The 17,816-nt window shown below is 70.7% G+C and carries 16 protein-coding genes; 8 read left to right on the top strand and 8 right to left on the bottom strand.

The features are described 5' to 3' along the window. Nucleotides 1-70 precede the first annotated feature (70 nt). From WML84_RS00185 to WML84_RS00150, 8 genes are all read right to left on the bottom strand, one after another. Nucleotides 71-1,186, bottom strand: a complete 1,116-nt coding sequence (locus tag WML84_RS00185) for an adenosine deaminase (protein ID WP_347344133.1) — start codon at nt 1,184-1,186, stop codon at nt 71-73. A gap of 42 nt (nt 1,187-1,228) precedes the next feature. Continuing rightward, nucleotides 1,229-2,524: a thymidine phosphorylase gene (locus WML84_RS00180; RefSeq protein WP_347344132.1), complete on the bottom strand. Its 1,296-nt coding sequence runs from the start codon at nt 2,522-2,524 to the stop codon at nt 1,229-1,231. Beyond that, nucleotides 2,521-2,925: a cytidine deaminase gene (locus tag WML84_RS00175; protein WP_347344131.1), complete on the bottom strand. Its 405-nt coding sequence runs from the start codon at nt 2,923-2,925 to the stop codon at nt 2,521-2,523. Before WML84_RS00175 ends, WML84_RS00180 begins: the two co-directional genes overlap by 4 nt. Then, nucleotides 2,922-4,175, bottom strand: coding sequence for an ABC transporter permease (locus tag WML84_RS00170; RefSeq protein WP_347344162.1), 1,254 nt, complete (start codon nt 4,173-4,175; stop codon nt 2,922-2,924). The genes WML84_RS00175 and WML84_RS00170 overlap by 4 nt, the downstream gene beginning before the upstream one ends. Before the next feature lie 29 nt (nt 4,176-4,204). Further along, nucleotides 4,205-5,473 (bottom strand): ABC transporter permease, encoded by a 1,269-nt coding sequence (locus WML84_RS00165; RefSeq protein ID WP_347344130.1) that lies wholly within the window; start codon nt 5,471-5,473, stop codon nt 4,205-4,207. Further along, entirely contained in the window at nt 5,470-6,984 is a 1,515-nt protein-coding gene (locus WML84_RS00160; protein WP_347344129.1) for an ABC transporter ATP-binding protein, read from the bottom strand. The genes WML84_RS00165 and WML84_RS00160 overlap by 4 nt, the downstream gene beginning before the upstream one ends. A 106-nt stretch (nt 6,985-7,090) precedes the next feature. After that, entirely contained in the window at nt 7,091-8,191 is a 1,101-nt protein-coding gene (locus WML84_RS00155) for a BMP family ABC transporter substrate-binding protein (RefSeq protein WP_347344128.1), read from the bottom strand. A gap of 116 nt (nt 8,192-8,307) precedes the next feature. Beyond that, nucleotides 8,308-9,423 (bottom strand): mannose-1-phosphate guanylyltransferase, encoded by a 1,116-nt coding sequence (locus WML84_RS00150; protein WP_347344127.1) that lies wholly within the window; start codon nt 9,421-9,423, stop codon nt 8,308-8,310. 214 nt (nt 9,424-9,637) lie between these two features. Between WML84_RS00150 and sdhC the strand changes: the two genes are divergently transcribed. The 8 genes from sdhC (at nt 9,638) to trpS (ending at nt 17,690) form a co-directional block, all read left to right on the top strand. Beyond that, nucleotides 9,638-10,072 carry a succinate dehydrogenase, cytochrome b556 subunit gene (sdhC, locus tag WML84_RS00145; protein WP_347344126.1) on the top strand — a complete coding sequence of 145 codons (435 nt, stop codon included), beginning with the start codon at nt 9,638-9,640 and terminating at the stop codon, nt 10,070-10,072. After that, nucleotides 10,072-10,542: a succinate dehydrogenase hydrophobic membrane anchor subunit gene (locus WML84_RS00140; protein WP_347344125.1), complete on the top strand. Its 471-nt coding sequence runs from the start codon at nt 10,072-10,074 to the stop codon at nt 10,540-10,542. The genes sdhC and WML84_RS00140 overlap by 1 nt, the downstream gene beginning before the upstream one ends. Before the next feature lie 30 nt (nt 10,543-10,572). Continuing rightward, nucleotides 10,573-12,399, top strand: a complete 1,827-nt coding sequence (gene sdhA, locus WML84_RS00135; RefSeq protein WP_347344124.1) for a succinate dehydrogenase flavoprotein subunit — start codon at nt 10,573-10,575, stop codon at nt 12,397-12,399. After that, nucleotides 12,399-13,178 carry a succinate dehydrogenase iron-sulfur subunit gene (locus WML84_RS00130; protein ID WP_347344123.1) on the top strand — a complete coding sequence of 260 codons (780 nt, stop codon included), beginning with the start codon at nt 12,399-12,401 and terminating at the stop codon, nt 13,176-13,178. Before sdhA ends, WML84_RS00130 begins: the two co-directional genes overlap by 1 nt. A gap of 31 nt (nt 13,179-13,209) precedes the next feature. After that, a complete protein-coding gene (locus WML84_RS00125) occupies nt 13,210-14,385 on the top strand; it encodes a YihY/virulence factor BrkB family protein (RefSeq protein WP_347344122.1) in 1,176 nt (391 codons plus the stop codon). Nucleotides 14,386-14,439: 54 nt separating this feature from the next. After that, nucleotides 14,440-15,627, top strand: a complete 1,188-nt coding sequence (locus WML84_RS00120) for a YihY/virulence factor BrkB family protein (protein WP_347344121.1) — start codon at nt 14,440-14,442, stop codon at nt 15,625-15,627. Nucleotides 15,628-15,779: 152 nt separating this feature from the next. Further along, nucleotides 15,780-16,622: an exodeoxyribonuclease III gene (locus WML84_RS00115; protein WP_347344120.1), complete on the top strand. Its 843-nt coding sequence runs from the start codon at nt 15,780-15,782 to the stop codon at nt 16,620-16,622. A gap of 63 nt (nt 16,623-16,685) precedes the next feature. Then, nucleotides 16,686-17,690, top strand: a complete 1,005-nt coding sequence (gene trpS / locus WML84_RS00110; RefSeq protein WP_347344119.1) for a tryptophan--tRNA ligase — start codon at nt 16,686-16,688, stop codon at nt 17,688-17,690. Nucleotides 17,691-17,816: the final 126 nt, after the last annotated feature.

Below are 17,816 nucleotides of genomic sequence, written 5' to 3'. Positions count from 1 at the left end.
CCGGCCGGTCCGACTCGCGTCGGCCGGCCGGTTCGCCATGTCGGACGCGGGCGCGGCGCCCGGCGGCACGTCAGCGTTCGAAGCCCTCGCCCACGATGTCGATGAGCTCCTCGCGCTCCTCGACGGTCAGGAACGCGCCGGCGGCGGCGTTGAGCTGGAACGCCTCGAGGTCGTCGAGCGTGTACTCGAAGGCGTCGGCGAGCAGGCTCAGCTCGCGCGTGAGCGACGTGCGGCTCATCGTGCGGTTGTCGACGTTCACGGTCACCGCGAAGCCGAGCTGGTAGAGCAGGTCGAAGGGGTGGTCGGCGAGAGTCGTGCCCCAGGTCGCGATCGCACCGGTCTGCAGGTTCGACGAGGGCGAGAGCTCGAGCGGGATCTCCCGGTCGCGCACCCAGCGGGCGAGGTCGCCGAACTGCACGAGCACCTCGTCGCCGGCGCGCGAGACCACGTCGAGGTCCTCCGCGATGCGCACGCCGTGGCCGAGCCGCAGGGCGCGGCCGTCGAGCAGCGCGGAGCGGATGGACTCGAGCCCGGCCGCCTCGCCCGCGTGCACGGTGACCGGGAAGAAGTGCGCGGCCAGGTAGTCGAACGCCGCACGGTGCCGCGACGGCGGGAAGCCGTCCTCGGGGCCGGCGATGTCGAAGCCCACGGCGCCGCGGCCGCGGTACTCGACGGCGAGACGCGCGATCTCCATCGAGCGGTCGGTGTTGCGCAGGGCGGTGACGAGCTGCCCGACGCGGATGTCGCGACCGGTGCCGTCGACGGCGTCCTCGCCCTCCTCGATGCCCTCCTGCACGGCCTCGACCACATCGGCGAGGCCGAGGCCGCGCTGCAGGTGCAGCTCGGGCGCCCAGCGCACCTCGCCGTACACGACGCCGTCGTCGGCGAGATCCTCGACGAACTCGCGCGCGACCCGACGCAGCCCCTCGCGCGTCTGCATGACCGCGGTGGTGAGGTCGAACGTCTTCAGGTACTCCACGAGCGACCCCGAGTCGCTCTGCTCCTCGAACCAGTCGGCGAGGTCGTCGGCGTCGGTCGTCGGGACGTCGAGGCCGATCTCGTCGGCCAGCTCGATCACCGTCTGCGGGCGGACGGCGCCGTCGAGGTGGTCGTGCAGCGAGACCTTGGGGAGCGAGCGGATCGACACGCCCTGCAGGGTCGCGTCGCCGTGCTGGTCGATGCTCATGGATGTGTCCTCGTCAGGGGTCTGGGAACGGGGTGGCGGGCGTCAGGCGGTGATGCGCTCGATGACGAGCGGGGCGGATGCCGGTGCGTCGGCGCCGATCGCCCACGCGCCGTCGACCGCGTCGAGGGCGCGTGCGAAGCGCTGGTCGTCGTCGGCGTGCAGCGTGAACACCGGCTGGCCGGCGGCCACGGCGTCGCCCGGCTTGACGTGCAGGTCGATTCCCGCGGCATGGACCACCGGGTCCTGCGCCCGCGCGCGGCCCGCGCCCAGGCGCCACGCGGCGATGCCGAACGGCAGCGCCTCGAGGCGCGTGACGACGCCGGCGGCCTCGGCGACGACCGTGTGCGCCGCGCGCGGCGTCGCCAGCGCCGCGTCGGGGTCGCCGCCCTGGGCGCGGATCATCGCCCGCCACGTGTCCATCGCACGGCCGTCGCGCAGGGCCGCCTCGACGTCGGCGTCGGGGTGCCCGGCGAGCGCGAGCATCTCGCGCGCGAGCGCGACGGTCAGCTCCACGACGTCGGCGGGTCCGCCGCCGGCGAGCACCTCGACCGACTCGCGCACCTCGTTGGCGTTGCCGATCGCGAGACCCAGCGGCGTGTCCATGTTCGTCAGGAGCGCGGTCGTCGCCACGCCCGAGTCGGTGCCGAGCGCCACCATCGTGCGGGCGAGCTCACGCGCGCGGTCGAGGTCGCGCATGAACGCGCCCGAGCCGACCTTGACGTCGAGGACGAGCGAGTCGGTGCCCTCGGCGATCTTCTTCGACATGATGCTCGACGCGATGAGCGGGATGGCCTCGACCGTGCCGGTGACGTCGCGCAGGGCGTAGAGCTTCTTGTCGGCGGGGGCGAGCCCCGAGCCCGCGGCGCAGATGACGGCGCCGATGTCGCGCAGCTGCGCGAACAGCTCGTCGTTCGACAGTGCCGCGCGCCAGCCCGGGATCGACTCCAGCTTGTCGAGCGTGCCACCGGTGTGGCCGAGCCCGCGGCCGGACAGCTGCGGCACGGCGACCCCGAACGAGGCCACGAGCGGGGCCAGGGGCAGCGTGATCTTGTCGCCGACGCCGCCGGTGGAGTGCTTGTCGACGGTGACCTTGCCGAGCCCGGCGAAGCTCATCCGCTCGCCGGAGCGGATCATGGCATCCGTCATCACGCGGATCTCGTCGCGCTCCATGCCGCGCAGCAGCACCGCCATCGCGAACGCGGCCATCTGCGCGTCGGCGACGTAGCCGCGCGTGTACGCGTCGACCATCCAGCGGAGGGCGTCCTCGGGCACCGCGCCGCCGTCGCGCTTCGTGCGGATCACGTCGACCGCGTCGAACGGCTCCACGTCGGCGCTCATCGGGCCGCCTCCTCGAGGTCGCGCGGCCCGAACGCGTCGGGCAGGACCTCGTCGATCGTGCGGATGCCGGAGACCGTCTCGAGCAGCATGCCGGGGATCGCGAACTCGTTCAGGAGCTGACGGCACCGGCCGCACGGCATGATCGTCTCGCCGTCGCCGTTCACGCACACGAACGCGACGAGCTCGCCGCCGCCGGAGCGGTGCAGCTCCGAGACCAGGCCGCACTCCGCGCACAGCCCCACCCCGTACGAGGCGTTCTCGACGTTGCACCCCGACACGATCCGTCCGTCCGACACGAGCGCCGCAGCGCCCACCCGGTAGCGCGAGTACGGCGCGTAGGCGTGCGTCATGGCATCCGCCGCCACCGCGCGCAGCTCATCCCAGTCGATGTCCATCGTCATCCCTTGATGTACGGTTTGCCGTCCGCGGCGGGGGCTCTGGACTTCCCGACCACGCCTGCCACCACGAAGATCGTCACGAGGTACGGCAGCATGAGCATGAACTCGCTCGGCACCGGCGAGCCGATCACGCTGAGCGTGTTCTGCAGGCTCGACGCGAACCCGAACAGCAGGGCCGCGAGCGTCGCCTTGATCGGATCCCACTGGCCGAAGATCACCGCCGCGAGGGCGATGAAGCCCGCACCGGCGGTCATCTCCTTGTTGAAGGGGATGCCGTTGCCGATCGTGAAGATGGTGCCGCCGAGGCCGGCGATGGCGCCGGCGAGCAGCACGTTCCAGAACCGCGTCGCGTTGACGTTGATGCCGACGGTGTCGGCGGCCTTGGGGTGCTCGCCCACCGCACGCAGCCGCAGGCCCCACCGGGTGTGGAACATCCCGACGTACACGAGCGCGACGGCCGCGTACATGACGTACACGAGGATCGTCTGGCGGAACAGCACCGGACCGAGCACCGGGATGTCGGCCAGCAGCGGGATCGGCACGCGGTCGAACCGCACCGGGCTGTTGAGCACCGACGCGTTGGGCTGCAGCACCTGCGAGAACAGGAACGAGGTGAGGCCGATGACGAGGACGTTGAGCACCACGCCGACGATCACCTGGTCGACGAAGTAGGTGATCGCGAACGTCGCGAGCACCGCCGCGACGAGCATGCCGGCGATCATCGCGCCGAGGAGGCCCATGAGGGGCTGCCGGGTGATGGACGACAGCATCGCGGCGGTGAAGGCGCCGGCGAGCAGCTGCCCCTCGATCGCGATGTTCACGACGCCCGCGCGCTCGCCGATCACGCCGCCGAGCGCGCCGTAGATGAGCGGCACGGCGAGGGCGACGGCCCCGGCGAGGAGGCCCACGACGGGGATCGTCGCCCCGGCCGCCGCCCAGCCGAGGAAGCCGACGATCGCGACGAGGATGTACACGATCACGATCCACAGCGGCGCGCGGCCCTGGGCCCGCACGAAGTACAGGGCCCCGGCCGTGAGGAGCAGCATCAGGACGAGGCAGACCCAGCCGGTCGCGGCGACCGGGAGCGACAGGGCCGGCAGCTGGATCGCGTCCGAGTCGTTCGACAGGCGCAGCGTCGCCTGCCCCGTGCGGGGGGCGAGCAGCACCAGCAGCGCGAACAGGATCGCGAACGCGGCGAGCGCGACCGGCGCCTTGTACGAGCGGACGACGGTCGTCGCGGGGACGTCGGGCATGAGACCGGCGGTGGAGACGTGCGGCGCGCTCACTTGGCCACCCCCTCGAGCTCGTTGCGGGCGGCGGCCTTGAGCGCCTTCTCGTGCGCGCGCTCCGCTCTCTTGCGATCGCGTTCCGGTGAGGGCAGGAAGAAGATCGCCCGCACGAGCGGCGGCGCCGCGATGAACAGCACGATGAGCGACTGCACGACGACGACGATCTCGACCGGCACCCCCTCGGCGGCCTGCATCGAGAAGCCGCCCGCCTTGAACGCGCCGAACAGGATGCCGGCGGCGAGCGTGCCCCAGGGGGTCGATCGGCCGAGGAGGGCCACCGTGATCGCGTCGAAGCCGATGCCGGCGTCGATGTCGACGGTGAAGCCGGTCGTGATCGTGCCGAGCACCTGGCTCGCCCCGGCGAGGCCGATGAGGGCGCCGGAGATCAGCATGCCGTACACGTACATGCGCTTGACGTCGATGCCCGCGACCCGCGCGGCGTTGGGGTTCTCGCCGACAGCGCGGAACTTGAAGCCGAGGGCGGAGCGGTCGAGGATCCACCACACCAGCACGGTCGCGAGGATCACGAGGACCAGCCCGAAGTGCAGGTTGAACTGCGGTCCGAGCAGATCGGGGAAGACGGCCGTGGGCTTGGCCGCCGGCGAGATGGGGTTGCTCTGGCCCGGGGCCTGCAGGAGGCCCGGGCGGCGCAGCATGAACAGCAGCAGGTAGATGGCGACGTAGTTGAGCATGATCGTGACGATCACCTCGTGGGCGCCCGTGGTGGCCTTCAGGAACCCCGCGATGCCGGCCCAGAGGGCGGCGGCGACGATGCCGGCGACGACGGCGAGGATCATGTGGAGGCCCCACGGCAGCTCGAACGAGCCGGCGATCCAGCCCGCGCCGGCCGCTGCCATGAGCATCTGACCGCGACCGCCGATGTTGAACATCCCGATGCGGAAGGCCAGGGCGACGCCCAGGCCCGCCGCGATGAGCGGGGTCGCGAAGGTCAGCGTCTCGGTGAGGGGCCGGATGGCGCGCGCGAAGGTCGGCGCGCCCGGGTTGAACACCGCGCCGCGGAAGAACGCCGCGTAGGCGCCGGCGACGGCATCCCAGATCGCCGCGAACGTGTCGCCGGGCCGCGCGAAGAAGTATCCCGCGGCCTTCTGGACGTTCTCGTCGGTCACGGCGATGAGGAGCCCGCCCGCGATGACGGCGAGGACCATCGCCAGGACGGAGACGAGCCAGCCCTTCTGCGTGATCCGCAGGAACGCCTCGTGCCACTTCGACGGCTGCGGCGGGGCCGCGTCGACGGCGCTCATGCGGCCACCCCCTCGGGCAGCTCGCCGGCCATCATGAGGCCGATCGTGTCGCGCGGCGCGTCGCCCGGCACGATGCCGACGATGCGGCCACGGTACATCACCATGATGCGGTCGGCGAGCGCGGTGACCTCGTCGAGCTCGGTGGAGACGACGATGACGGGGACGCCGCTGTCGCGCGTGGCCACGATGCGCTTGTGGATGAACTCGATCGAGCCCACGTCCACGCCGCGTGTGGGCTGGGCGGCGACGAACAGGGCGAGCTCGCGGCTCAGCTCGCGCGCGAGCACGACCTTCTGCTGGTTGCCGCCCGACATCCGCGCGACCGGAGTGTCGATGCCCTGCGCGCGCACGTCGAACTCGGCGAACTTCTCGGTCGCGAACCTCTCCAGGTAGCCCCGCTGCACCGAGCCGCCCTTGACGAACGGCGGGCCCTCGGCGCGATCGAGCATGAGGTTCTCGGCGATCGAGAAGGCGCCGACCAGGCCGTCCTCGTTGCGGTCCTCGGGCACGAAGCCCACGCCGGCGTCGAGGACGCGACGCACGCTCCGCCCGACGAGCTCCTGGCCGTCGAGGGTGATGGAGCCGCGCACCTGCGGCTGCAGGCCGAGGAGCGCCTCGGTGAGCTCGGTCTGGCCGTTGCCCTGCACGCCCGCGATGGCGAGGATCTCGCCGCCGCGCACCCGGAACGAGAGGTCGTCGACGACCACCTGGCCGTTCGGGTCGATGACGCTGAGCCCGTCGACGACGAGCCCGCCCTCGCGCAGCTGCGGCGGGTCCTTGTGGACGGTGAGGTCGACCGCACGACCGACCATCATCGACGCGAGCTCGACGTTCGACGACTGCGGAGACGCCTCGCCGACGACCTTGCCGAGGCGGATCACCGTGATGCGGTCGGCCACCTCGCGCACCTCGCGCAGCTTGTGGGTGATGAAGACGATGGCGGCGCCGGACTCCTTGAGCTGGCGCATGATGCCCATCAGCTCGTCGGTCTCCTGCGGGGTGAGGACGGCGGTGGGCTCGTCGAAGACGAGCACACGCGCGTCGCGCGACAACGCCTTGATGATCTCGACGCGCTGCTGCACGCCGACCGGGAGGTCCTCGACGACGGCATCCGGATCGACGTGGAAGCCGAAGCGCGCCGAGATCTCGCGCACCCGGGCGCGCGCCGCGGCGAGGTCGAGGAGGCCGCCGGCCTTGGTGGACTCGTGGCCGAGCATGACGTTCTCGGCGACGGTGAAGACGGGCACCAGCATGAAGTGCTGGTGGACCATGCCGATGCCGGCGCGCATCGCGTCGCCGGGACCGCGGAAGGCCTGCACGCGGTCGTCGAGGAGGATCGCGCCCTCGTCGGCCGTGTAGAGGCCGTAGAGGACGTTCATGAGCGTGGACTTGCCCGCTCCGTTCTCGCCGAGGAGGCAGTGGATCTCGCCGGGCTCGACCACGAGGTCGATGTGGTCGTTGGCGACGAGACTGCCGAACCGCTTGGTGATGCCGCGGAGCTCGAGCTTCATGTTCCTGATCCTAGGAGTCGGGGTGCCGGAGCGCACCAGATGGATGCCTCTCGCGAACGGCCGAGGGCGGCTGGATCAGCCAGCCGCCCTCGGGTCCGTCACGGGGTCACTCCGCCAGGTACGAGGTGACCGGGATCGATCCGTCGACGATGCCGGCGGTGATCTCGTCGAGCTCGCCCTGCAGGTCGGGCGAGACCTTGCTCTCGAAGTCGTGGAACGGGGCCAGGCCCACGCCCTTGTTCTCGAGCGTGCCGATGAACGGGGCGGCGTCGAAGTCGCCCTTGCCCGCCGCCACGACCGTCTCCTTGACGCCGACGTCGATGAACTTGCGGATCGAGGTCAGGAGCAGGTCGCCGACGTTCGGGTCGGTCTCGAACACGTCGGCGTCGACGCCCAGGAGCGCGATCTCGCGTCCGGAGTCGCGGATCACCGACGCGGCACTCTGGTAGATGCCGCCGCCGACCGGGAGGAGCACGTCGACGCCCTGGTCGACGAGGCCCTGCGCGGCGTTGGTCGCCGGCTGGCCGGGCACGAACGCGTCGGCGAACACGCCGTTGGTGCCGTCCCAGCCGAGCACCTCGACGGTGTCGCCCTTCTGCTCGTTCCAGTACTCGACGCCCTGCTTGAAGCCGTCCATGAAGATCGTGACGGTCGGGAACGGCTTGCCGCCGAACGTGCCGACCTTCTTCGCCTTCGAGAACGAGGCCGACGCGTAGCCGGCCAGGAACGCCGCCTGGGCGGTGTCGAAGATGATCGGCTTGATGTTGGGCTGGTCGGTCTTGCCGTCGAAGTCCTGGTCGACGATGTCGTCGATCGAGACGAACTGCACGTCGGGGTTGGCCGCCGCCGCCTCGGCCGCCGCCGCGGCGAGGTCGAAGCCGACCGTGATCACCATGGTGCAGTTCTGGTCGAGCACGCTCTGGATGTTGGGGGCGAAGTCCGAGCTCGTGTTCGACGCCACGTCGACGCCGTCGATGCCGAGCTCCTCGAGCGCCTCGTCGAAGCCCTTCTTGCCGAGCTCGTTGAACGACCGGTCCTCCCAGCCGCCGGTGCCGGAGACGATGCAGGGCTTGAAGCCGTCGACGGCGCCGCTTCCGCCGCCGTCGGACGAGGACTCCTCGGGTGCCGATCCACAGCCGACGAGGGCGACGAGCACGCTCGCGGCGACGACGCCGCCGAGCAGGCGCTTTCGGGTAGAAATGGTCAACTCTGCCTCCACGATCTCGACTCGCGGACATCGCGAGCTTCCGAGAAGAAGCTACCCATTGCGGCGCGATTCACCAGGACATTCGGTGAATGGTTATGAACTCGCAACACAGCGGGTCAGAGGACGTCCCCACGGCCGGTGAGCTTGAGCGCGTCGACCACGTGCTTGACGCGCTGCGCGTGCTCGCTCGTGGTCACCAGGAGCGCGTCCTCGGTGTCGACGACGACGATGTCCTTGACGCCGATGAGGCTGATCACGCGCTTCGTGTGGCTGACCACGATGCCGCTCGCGGCGTCGGAGAGGATGCGCGCGTTCTCGCCGAGGATCGCGAGGTCGTTCTTGCGTCCGCCCGAGTTGAGCTTCGCGAGGCTCGCGAAGTCGCCCACGTCGTCCCAGTCGAAGTGCCCCGGCACGACGGCGAGCCGGCCCTTGGCGGCCGCCGGCTCGGCGACGACGTAGTCGATGGCGATCTTCGGGAGCGTCGGCCACACGCGGTCGACGACCGGGCCGCGCCGCTCGCGGTCGTCCCACACCTCGGCGAGGTCCATGAGCCCCGCGTACAGCTCCGGGTCGTTCTCGGCGATCTCGCCGAGCAGCACGTCGGCGCGCGAGATGAACATGCCCGCATTCCAGAAGAAGGAGCGGGATGCCACGTACTCCTTCGCGGTGGCCAGGTCGGGCTTCTCCACGAAGCGGTCGACCAGGGCCGCCTCGGGGGCGCCCTCGACGGCGAGCATCTCGCCCTTCTGGATGTAGCCGAAGCCCACGGCGGGCTCGGTCGGGGTGATGCCGATCGTGCAGATGTATCCCTCGCGCGCGACGGCGACCGCCTGCTGCACCGCCCAGTGGAACACCGGCAGCACCCGGATGACATGGTCGGCGTGGAAGGAGCCGATGATCACGTCGGGATCGCGGCGGCTCAGGATCGCCGCAGCCAGCCCGATGGCCGCCCCCGAGTCGCGCGGCTCGGACTCGAGGAACACGTTGCGATCCGGGATGCCGGGAAGCTCCGCCTCCACCGCCGCCCGATGCGCGCGACCGGTCACCACCGCGATGCGGTCATGGCCGGTGAGCGGCTCGAGCCGGTCCCACGTGTCGCGCAGCAGCGAGCTGCCGGAGCCGGTGAGGTCGTGCAGGAACTTCGGCGCGTCGGCGCGCGAGAGCGGCCACAGCCGGCTTCCCACCCCTCCCGCGGGGATGACGGCATACAGGTCGGAGATCGCGTCCACCATGGTCCGAGCGTACCCGCGGCCTCCGGCGTTCCGCCTCCGCACGCGCCGCCCGAGCGCGCCTCGCGTCGTCTCCCGGTAAGGCTCGCCTCAGTCGCCGCACGGGGCGGACAGGAATAGGATGACTGTGCGCCCGTGCGACGCAGGGCTCGGCCCCCGGGTCATCGCTTGCCCTCCGGCGCTTCGAGCAGTCGGCTCACACCAAGGGAGGACGATCGTGTCTGCACCAGCACGCGTCACACCGTCGTTGACGCAGACCACGTCGAGAACCCCGCGCGGCACCCTGTACCGCGGCAACGAAGGCATGTGGTCCTGGGTGCTGCATCGCATCACCGGCGTCGCGATCTTCTTCTTCCTGCTCGTGCACGTGCTCGACACCGCTCTCATCCGCGTCTCGCCGGAGGCGTACGACGCGGTCATCGGCACCTACAAGAACCCGATCATGGGGCTCGGCGAGGTCGCCCTCGTGGCCGCGATCGCGTACCACGCGTTCAACGGCCTGCGGATCATCGCCGTCGACACATGGCCCTGGGCGACCCGTCACCAGCGGCAGCTGTGGTGGACGGTCCTGGGCGTGTGGGCGGTCACGATCGTCGGCTTCTCGGCCCGTCACCTGCCGATCGTCTTCTCCTCGGTGGGAGGCGGTCACTGATGGCCACCGACACGCTCCGCCGCTCGCAGCGCGACGCGCTCGCCGCCCCCCGCACGACGGTGCGCCGCAAGGGCGCGAACCTCGAGAAGTGGGGCTGGATCTACATGCGCGTCTCCGGCGTGCTGCTGGTCGTCCTGATCTTCGGCCACCTGTTCGTGAACCTCATGATGGGCGAGGGCATCCACGGCGTGGACTTCGCGTTCGTCGCCGGCAAGTTCGCGACGCCGTTCTGGCAGTGGTGGGACGTGCTCATGCTGTGGCTCGCCCTCATCCACGGCGCCAACGGCATGCGCACGATCGTGAACGACTATGTGACAGGGCCGCGCATCCGCCGCGTGCTGGTCGCCGCGCTGTGGCTGTCCGCCGCGTTCCTCATCCTGCTCGGCACGCTCGTCGTCTTCACCTTCGACCCGTGCCTGGGCGCGAGCGGCGACAGCGTCCAGTGGCTCCAGGACCTCTGCCTTTCGTGACGCACGCCGAGTAGAAGAAAGCCTCCACACGTGACAACCTCCACCGCTGACTCCATCGTCAAAGACGGCGTGCACTACCACCAGTTCGACATCGTCATCGTCGGAGCCGGTGGCGCCGGCATGCGCGCCGCGATCGAGGCCGGTCCCGGCGCGAAGACCGCCGTCATCACGAAGCTCTATCCCACCCGCTCGCACACCGGCGCCGCACAGGGCGGCATGGCGGCGGCCCTCGCGAACGTCGAGGAGGACTCGTGGGAGTGGCACACGTTCGACACCGTCAAGGGCGGCGACTACCTCGTCGACCAGGACGCGGCCGAGATCCTCGCCAAGGAGGCCATCGACGCGGTCATCGACCTCGAGAACATGGGCCTGCCGTTCAACCGCACGCCCGAGGGCAAGATCGACCAGCGCCGCTTCGGCGGCCACACCGCCGACCACGGCAAGACCCCCGTGCGCCGCGCGTGCTACGCCGCCGACCGCACCGGCCACATGATCCTGCAGACGCTGTTCCAGAACTGCGTCAAGCTCGGCATCAACTTCTTCAACGAGTACTACGCGCTCGACCTGATCACGGTGAAGGATGCCGACGGCGCGACGCAGATCGCGGGCGTCGTCGCCTACGAGCTCGCCACCGGCGACCTGCACGTCTTCCACTCCAAGGCCGTCATCTTCGCCACCGGCGGCTTCGGCAAGATCTACAAGACGACCTCCAACGCGCACACCCTCACCGGCGACGGCGTCGGCATCGTGTGGCGCAAGGGCCTGCCGCTGGAGGACATCGAGTTCTTCCAGTTCCATCCGACCGGCCTGGCCGGCCTCGGCATCCTGCTCACCGAGGGAGCCCGCGGCGAGGGCGCGATCCTGCGCAACGCCTCCGGCGAGCGGTTCATGGAGCGCTACGCGCCCACCATCAAGGACCTCGCTCCGCGCGACATCGTCGCCCGGTGCATGGTGAAGGAGGTGCTCGAGGGGCGCGGGGCAGGCCCGCACAAGGACTACGTCTTCCTCGACTGCACGCACCTCGGCGCCGAGGTGCTCGAGACGAAGCTCCCCGACATCACCGAGTTCGCCCGCACCTACCTCGGCGTCGACCCGGTGGTCGAGCCGGTGCCGGTCATGCCGACCGCGCACTACGCGATGGGCGGCATCCCCACCAACAACAACGGCGAGGTGCTCGCGGACAACACCACGGTCGTCCCCGGGCTGTACGCCGCCGGCGAGTGCGCGTGCGTGTCGGTGCACGGCTCGAACCGCCTGGGCACCAACTCGCTCCTGGACATCAACGTGTTCGGCAAGCGCAGCGGCCGCAACGCCGTCGAGTACGTGAAGACCGCGGACTTCGTGCCGCTGCCGGACGACCCGGCCGCCGGCGTCCGCGAGATGATCGAGGGCCTGCGCAACAACCCCGGCAGCGAGCGCATCGCGGTGCTGCGCAAGAAGCTGCAGGAGGAGATGGACGCCAACGCCCAGGTGTTCCGCACCGAGCAGACCCTGACCGACGTCATGGGCACCATCCACGACCTGCGCGAGCGGTACAAGAACGTGCACGTCGACGACAAGGGCAGGCGGTACAACACCGACCTGCTCGAGGCCGTCGAGCTGGGGTTCCTCCTCGACCTCGCCGAGATCGTCGCCTACGCCGCCCGCAACCGCAAGGAGAGCCGCGGCGGCCACATGCGCGAGGACTACCCCGACCGCGACGACGTGAACTACATGCAGCACACCATGGCCTATCTGACCGGCGACCCGCACTCGCCGAACCCCGAGGACCACATCCGGCTCGACTGGAAGCCCGTCGTGTTCACGAGGAACGAGAAGGGCGAGCTGAACTACCCGCCGCTGGAGAGGAAGTACTGATGTCGACCGCCATCGTCGAAGAGGTCGTCGAGCAGGACACCGTCGCCGAGGCGAGCGACGAGGCTCCCATCCAGTCCTTCCTCGTGACCTTCATCATCCGTCGCTTCGACCCGGAGCGCGACTCCGAGCCGCGCTGGGTCGACTACGACGTGGAGCTGTACTCCACCGACCGCGTGCTCGACGCGCTGCACAAGATCAAGTGGGAGGTCGACGGCTCGCTCACGTTCCGCCGCTCCTGCGCACACGGCATCTGCGGCTCCGACGCGATGCGCATCAACGGCCGCAACCGCCTGGCGTGCAAGACGCTCATCAAGGACCTCGACATCTCGAAGCCGATCTACGTCGAGGCCATCAAGGGCCTGCCGCTGGAGAAGGACCTCGTCGTCGACATGGAGCCGTTCTTCGCCTCGTACCGCGAGGTGCAGCCGTTCCTCATCGCGAACTCGAAGCCCGAGCCCGGCAAGGAGCGCATCCAGTCGATCGTCGACCGCGAGATCTTCGACGACACGACCAAGTGCATCCTCTGCGCGGCGTGCACGTCGTCGTGCCCGGTGTTCTGGACCGACGGCCAGTACTTCGGCCCCGCCGCGATCGTCAACGCGCACCGGTTCATCTTCGACTCGCGCGACGACGCCGCGAACGTGCGCCTCGACATCCTCAACGACAAGGAGGGCGTGTGGCGCTGTCGCACGACCTTCAACTGCACCGAGGCGTGCCCCCGCGGCATCGAGGTCACCAAGGCCATCGCCGAGGTCAAGCAGGCGGTCCTGCGCGGCTGAGCCGCCCGCGCCCGGTCGGTAGTCTGGCTGCGTGACAGGCGACGGCGACGAACCGGCATCCGGCGCCGGAGAGAGCGCGACACTGCGCGAGCGCTTCGAGGAGCCGATCGCCCGCGCGACCGAGCTGACGAAGAAGACCCTCGCCTGGTTCCCGGTGCGGGTGTGGCGCCACTTCCTCCAGCACAACGGGTTCCTGCTGGCCGCGAGCATCAGCTACCAGGCGCTGTTCGCGATCTTCGCGGTCATCTACGTCGCGTTCGCCGCCGTCGGGGTGTGGCTCGGCGGCAGCACGCAGGCCGTCGACCGTGTGATCGACCTCGTGAACCGGTACATCCCGGGCATCATCGCGGCGGACGGGCTCGTCACCCCCGAGCAGGTGGCGACGATCGCGACCCGCAGCGCCGGGGCGCTCGCGCTCACCGGCGCCGTCGCGATCGTCGCCGCGGTCTGGACCGCCACCGGGTTCGTGACCTTCGCGCGTCGCGCCGTCCGCGACATCTTCGGCCTGCCGTTCGACCGCCGCAACTACGTGCTGCTGAAGACGCGCGACTTCTTCGCGGCGGCGCTGTTCGGCGTCGCGCTCGTCATCGGCTTCATGCTCGGCGTCGCCACCACCGGGCTGCTCGACGCCCTCCTCTCCCTCGTGGGGATCACCGAGACGTCGATCTGGTTCCAGCTGCTCCTGCGGACGCTGTCGCTCGTCGTCGCCTTCGCGATCAACGCGGCGGCGCTCGCGGGGCTCTTCCGCTTCCTCGCCGGCGCATCGCTGCCCTGGCGCACGATCTGGCCCGGCGCGCTGCTCGGCGGCGGCGGCATGGCGGTGCTCCAGGTGGGCGTCGCGGCCCTGTTCGCCTACACGCCGACCAATCCGCTGCTGGCCACGTTCTCGGTCGTGATCGGGTTCCTCCTGTGGTTCCGCCTCGTCGGCATCGTCATGCTCGTCGCGGCGTCGTGGATCGCCGTCACCGCCTCCGACCGGGAGATCCCGCTGGAGCCGGTGAGCGAGGAGGACCGCCGGCGCGCCGAGCACGCCGTGCTGACGTCGGCGGCCGAGATGCGGCTGCGCGACGCCCAGGAGGCCCGCGCCGGCGCGGCCTGGTATCGCGTGTGGCGGGCCAACCGCGCCGTGCGCGAGGCCGAGGACGAGCTCGCGCGGCTGAGGGCGAGCGCTCCCCCGCCGCCCAGGCGCGGCATCCTCTACGACTGATGCCGGTGCGCGCGTGCGCACGCGCGCCGGAGCGGGATCGATAGTCTGACTCTCGTGTCCGGCAATCGCGACGAGGCGTCGATCGGTGGTTCAGGGCCGGCGATCCGCGAACGGCTCACCGGTCCGATCGCCCGTGCGAGCACCGTCGCGCAGCGCACTCTCGAGTGGTTCCCGGTGCGGGTGTGGCGGCACTTCCTCGACCACAGCGGGTTCCTGCTCGCCGCGGGCGTCAGCTATCAGGCGCTGTTCGCGGTGTTCGCCGGCATCTACGTGGCGTTCGCCGCCGCCGGCATCTGGCTCGGCGCGAGCCCCGCCGCGGTGAACGCGCTGATCGACGGCATCAACAGCTACGTCCACGGCCTCATCGGCGAGGGCGGGCTGTTCACGCGCAGCCAGGTCTGGGACATCGCCCGCGAGTCGCGCGGCGTCCTCGCCGTCACGGGCTCCGTCGCGATCGTCGTGTCGATCTGGACGGCCATCGGCTTCGTCTCGTTCTCGCGTCGCGCGGTGCGCAACGTGTTCGGCCTGCCGCCCGACCGCCAGAACATCGTGGTCGTCAAGGCCCGCGACCTCGTGGCCGCGTGCGCGCTCGCGCTCGCGCTGATCGCGGGCTTCGTGATCGGCACCGCCGGCACGGGCGCCGCCGGACTGATCCTCACCGCGCTGGGCTGGGGCACCCACTCCGCCCTGTACGGCTTCGGCATCTGGTTGGCCTCGGTGACCATCTCGTTCACCGTGTACGCCGTCACGCTCGCGGGGCTCCTGCGCTTCCTCACCCGCACGGCCCTCGCCTGGCGCGCGATCAGGCCGGGAGCGCTCCTCGGTGCGGCCGGCATCACGCTGCTGCAGGTGGCGACCGGCTACCTGCTGACCTCGGTGCCGCGCAACCCGTTGCTCGCGACCTTCGCGATCTTCGTGGGTCTGCTGCTGTGGTTCCAGCTGGTCGGCGTCATCCTCCTCTTCGCGGCGTCGTGGATCGCGGTGTTCGCCCGCGACGGCGACATCCCGCTGCTGCCGCCGAGTGAGGCCGAGCGGCGCGCCGTCGAGCACGGCGTGCGCGTGCAGCAGGCGCGGGCCCGCCTCCGCGCGGCGCGCGAGGTGCGGCGCAGGACGCCCTGGTGGCGTGCGGCGGGCGCCGACCGCGCGGTGCGCGACGCGCTCGACGCGCTGTTCGAGGTCGAGGCGTCGGGGTCGGAGGAGCCTCCGCCCGCCCGCCGTGCCCGCCCCGGCGGGGGCGGCTGAGGCGGCTGAGGCGGCCTTGAGGGCGGATGCCACGACGCCGCAGCGGGGTCCGGTGCCGCTCAGCGGCTCGATCCCGCGAAGCCGGTGGTCCTCGCGTCACGACCGGTCGCGACGGCGGTGCGGTGTCGGAGCGCTGGCCTAAGCTGACGGTCGTGCCCGTACGAATCGCGACCGTCAATGTCAACGGCATCCGTGCCGCCGTCCGCAAGGGCATGCTCGACTGGATCGAGGCGGCCCAGCCCGACATCGTCGCCCTGCAGGAGGTGCGCGCCTCCGCCGACGAGCTGGCCGCCGCGCTCCCCGGCTGGGAGCTCGTCGGCGACGAGGCGCTGCAGAAGGGCCGCGCGGGCGTCGCCGTCGCGAGCCGCCGCGCCCCCGTCCGCACCCGCACGGTGCTGGGGGCCGAGGGCCTCGACTCGGCCGGGCGGTGGATCGAGGCCGACTTCGACGTCGACGGCGAGAGCGTCACCGTCGTGAGCGCCTACGTGCACACCGGCGAGGCCGACACACCCCGCCAGGACCCGAAGTGGGCGTTCCTCGACGCGATGGAGGCACGGCTGCCGGTGCTCCGCGCCGAGGCGCCGCTCGCGCTCGTGATGGGCGACCTGAACGTCGGGCATCGCGAGCTCGACATCCGCAACTGGCGGGCGAACCGCAAGAAGTCCGGGTTCCTGCCGCGCGAGCGCGCGTACTTCGACCGCTTCCTCGGCCCCGACGGCGCGGTCGTCGCAGGGGTCGACGGCTCGTCGGGCACCGGCCTCGGCTGGGTCGACGTCGGGCGCCGCTTCCACGGCGACATCGACGGGCCGTACACGTGGTGGTCGATGCGCGGACGCGCCTTCGACAACGACACCGGCTGGCGCATCGACTACCACCTCGCGACCCCCGAGCTCGCCGAGCGCGTCTCCGGCTACCACGTGCTGCGCGCGCCGTCGTGGGACACCCGCTGGAGCGACCACGCTCCGGTCGTGGCCGACTACCGCATCGGGGCCTGAGCCCGCGGCGCGGGCCTCGCCGCCGTCGGAAGCCCCGGCATCCGCCAGCCCTAGGATTGTCGGGTGACCAAACCGCGCCTCTACTCCGGAATGCAGCCCTCCGCCGACTCCCTCCAGATCGGCAACTACATCGGGGCGCTCATGCAGTGGCGCGAGCTGCAGCAGTCGTACCAGGCGTTCTTCTCGGTCGTCGACCTGCATGCGCTCACCCAGCCGAACGACCCGGCCGAGCTGCGCGAGAAGACGCGGCGCACCGCCGCCCAGTACATCGCGGCCGGCATCGAGCCGTCGCGCGCGACGCTGTACGTGCAGTCGCACGTGCCCGCCCACGCCGAGCTGGCGTGGATCCTGTCGACCATCACCGGCTTCGGCGAGGCCGGCCGCATGACGCAGTTCAAGGACAAGTCGCAGCGGTACGGGTCCGACGCCACCAACGTCGGGCTCTTCACCTACCCGATGCTCATGGCGGCCGACATCCTGCTCTACCAGACCGACATCGTGCCGGTCGGCGACGACCAGAAGCAGCACGTCGAGCTCACGCGCGACCTCGCGGAGCGGTTCAACTCGCGGTACGGGCGGGCGTTCACGGTGCCGATGCCGGTCATCCAGCAGGACACCGCGCGCATCTTCGACCTGCAGAACCCGACCGCCAAGATGTCGAAGTCGGCCGAGTCGGACGCCGGCGTGCTGTGGCTGCTGGACGACCCGGCGGTCACCGCGAAGAAGATCATGCGGGCCGTCACCGACTCGGAGGGCTCGGTGCGCTACGACCGGCAGGCCAAGCCGGGCGTGTCGAACCTGCTGGTGATCTACGCCGCGCTGACCGGGCGTCAGATCCCGTCGATCGAGGACGAGTACGCCGGACGCGGCTACGGAGACTTCAAGAAGGGCCTCGCCGAGGTCGTCGTGAACGAGTTCGGCCCGGTACGCGAGCGCGCGCTCGCGCTGCTGGCCGATCCCGGCGAGCTCGACCGCGTGCTCGCGGTCAACGCGGGGCGCGCCGAGGAGGTCGCGAACGCGACCCTCGCCGACGTCTACGACAAGGTCGGCCTCCTCCGCCGCGTCTAGCGTCCAGGCGGCTACCTCATCCGGCTCGCACCCTGCGCATAACTCAGGCAGTTCGAGGCCAAACGAGGCCTCACAGGTCAGGCGGGCTTGATCTGCCTGAGTTATGCGCGCGATAGTGCCGCGAAC

This window comes from Microbacterium sp. (genome assembly GCF_039812165.1).
In the GTDB taxonomy this organism is placed as follows: Bacteria; Actinomycetota; Actinomycetes; order Actinomycetales; family Microbacteriaceae; genus Microbacterium.
The sequence above is the reverse complement of the archived record's forward strand: the minus strand, read 5'-3'. Positions and strand labels throughout refer to the sequence as shown.

Bases quoted from the DNA above. Each gene is read 5' to 3' on its own strand.
- WML84_RS00185 (WP_347344133.1), bottom strand. From the start codon at position 1,186: ATGAGCATCGACCAGCACGGCGACGCGACCCTGCAGGGCGTGTCGATC.
- WML84_RS00180 (WP_347344132.1), bottom strand. From the start codon at position 2,524: ATGAGCGCCGACGTGGAGCCGTTCGACGCGGTCGACGTGATCCGCACG.
- WML84_RS00175 (WP_347344131.1), bottom strand. From the start codon at position 2,925: ATGACGATGGACATCGACTGGGATGAGCTGCGCGCGGTGGCGGCGGAT.
- WML84_RS00170 (WP_347344162.1), bottom strand. From the start codon at position 4,175: ATGCCCGACGTCCCCGCGACGACCGTCGTCCGCTCGTACAAGGCGCCG.
- WML84_RS00165 (WP_347344130.1), bottom strand. From the start codon at position 5,473: ATGAGCGCCGTCGACGCGGCCCCGCCGCAGCCGTCGAAGTGGCACGAG.
- WML84_RS00160 (WP_347344129.1), bottom strand. From the start codon at position 6,984: ATGAAGCTCGAGCTCCGCGGCATCACCAAGCGGTTCGGCAGTCTCGTC.
- WML84_RS00150 (WP_347344127.1), bottom strand. From the start codon at position 9,423: ATGGTGGACGCGATCTCCGACCTGTATGCCGTCATCCCCGCGGGAGGG.
- WML84_RS00140 (WP_347344125.1), top strand. From the start codon at position 10,072: ATGGCCACCGACACGCTCCGCCGCTCGCAGCGCGACGCGCTCGCCGCC.
- WML84_RS00130 (WP_347344123.1), top strand. From the start codon at position 12,399: ATGTCGACCGCCATCGTCGAAGAGGTCGTCGAGCAGGACACCGTCGCC.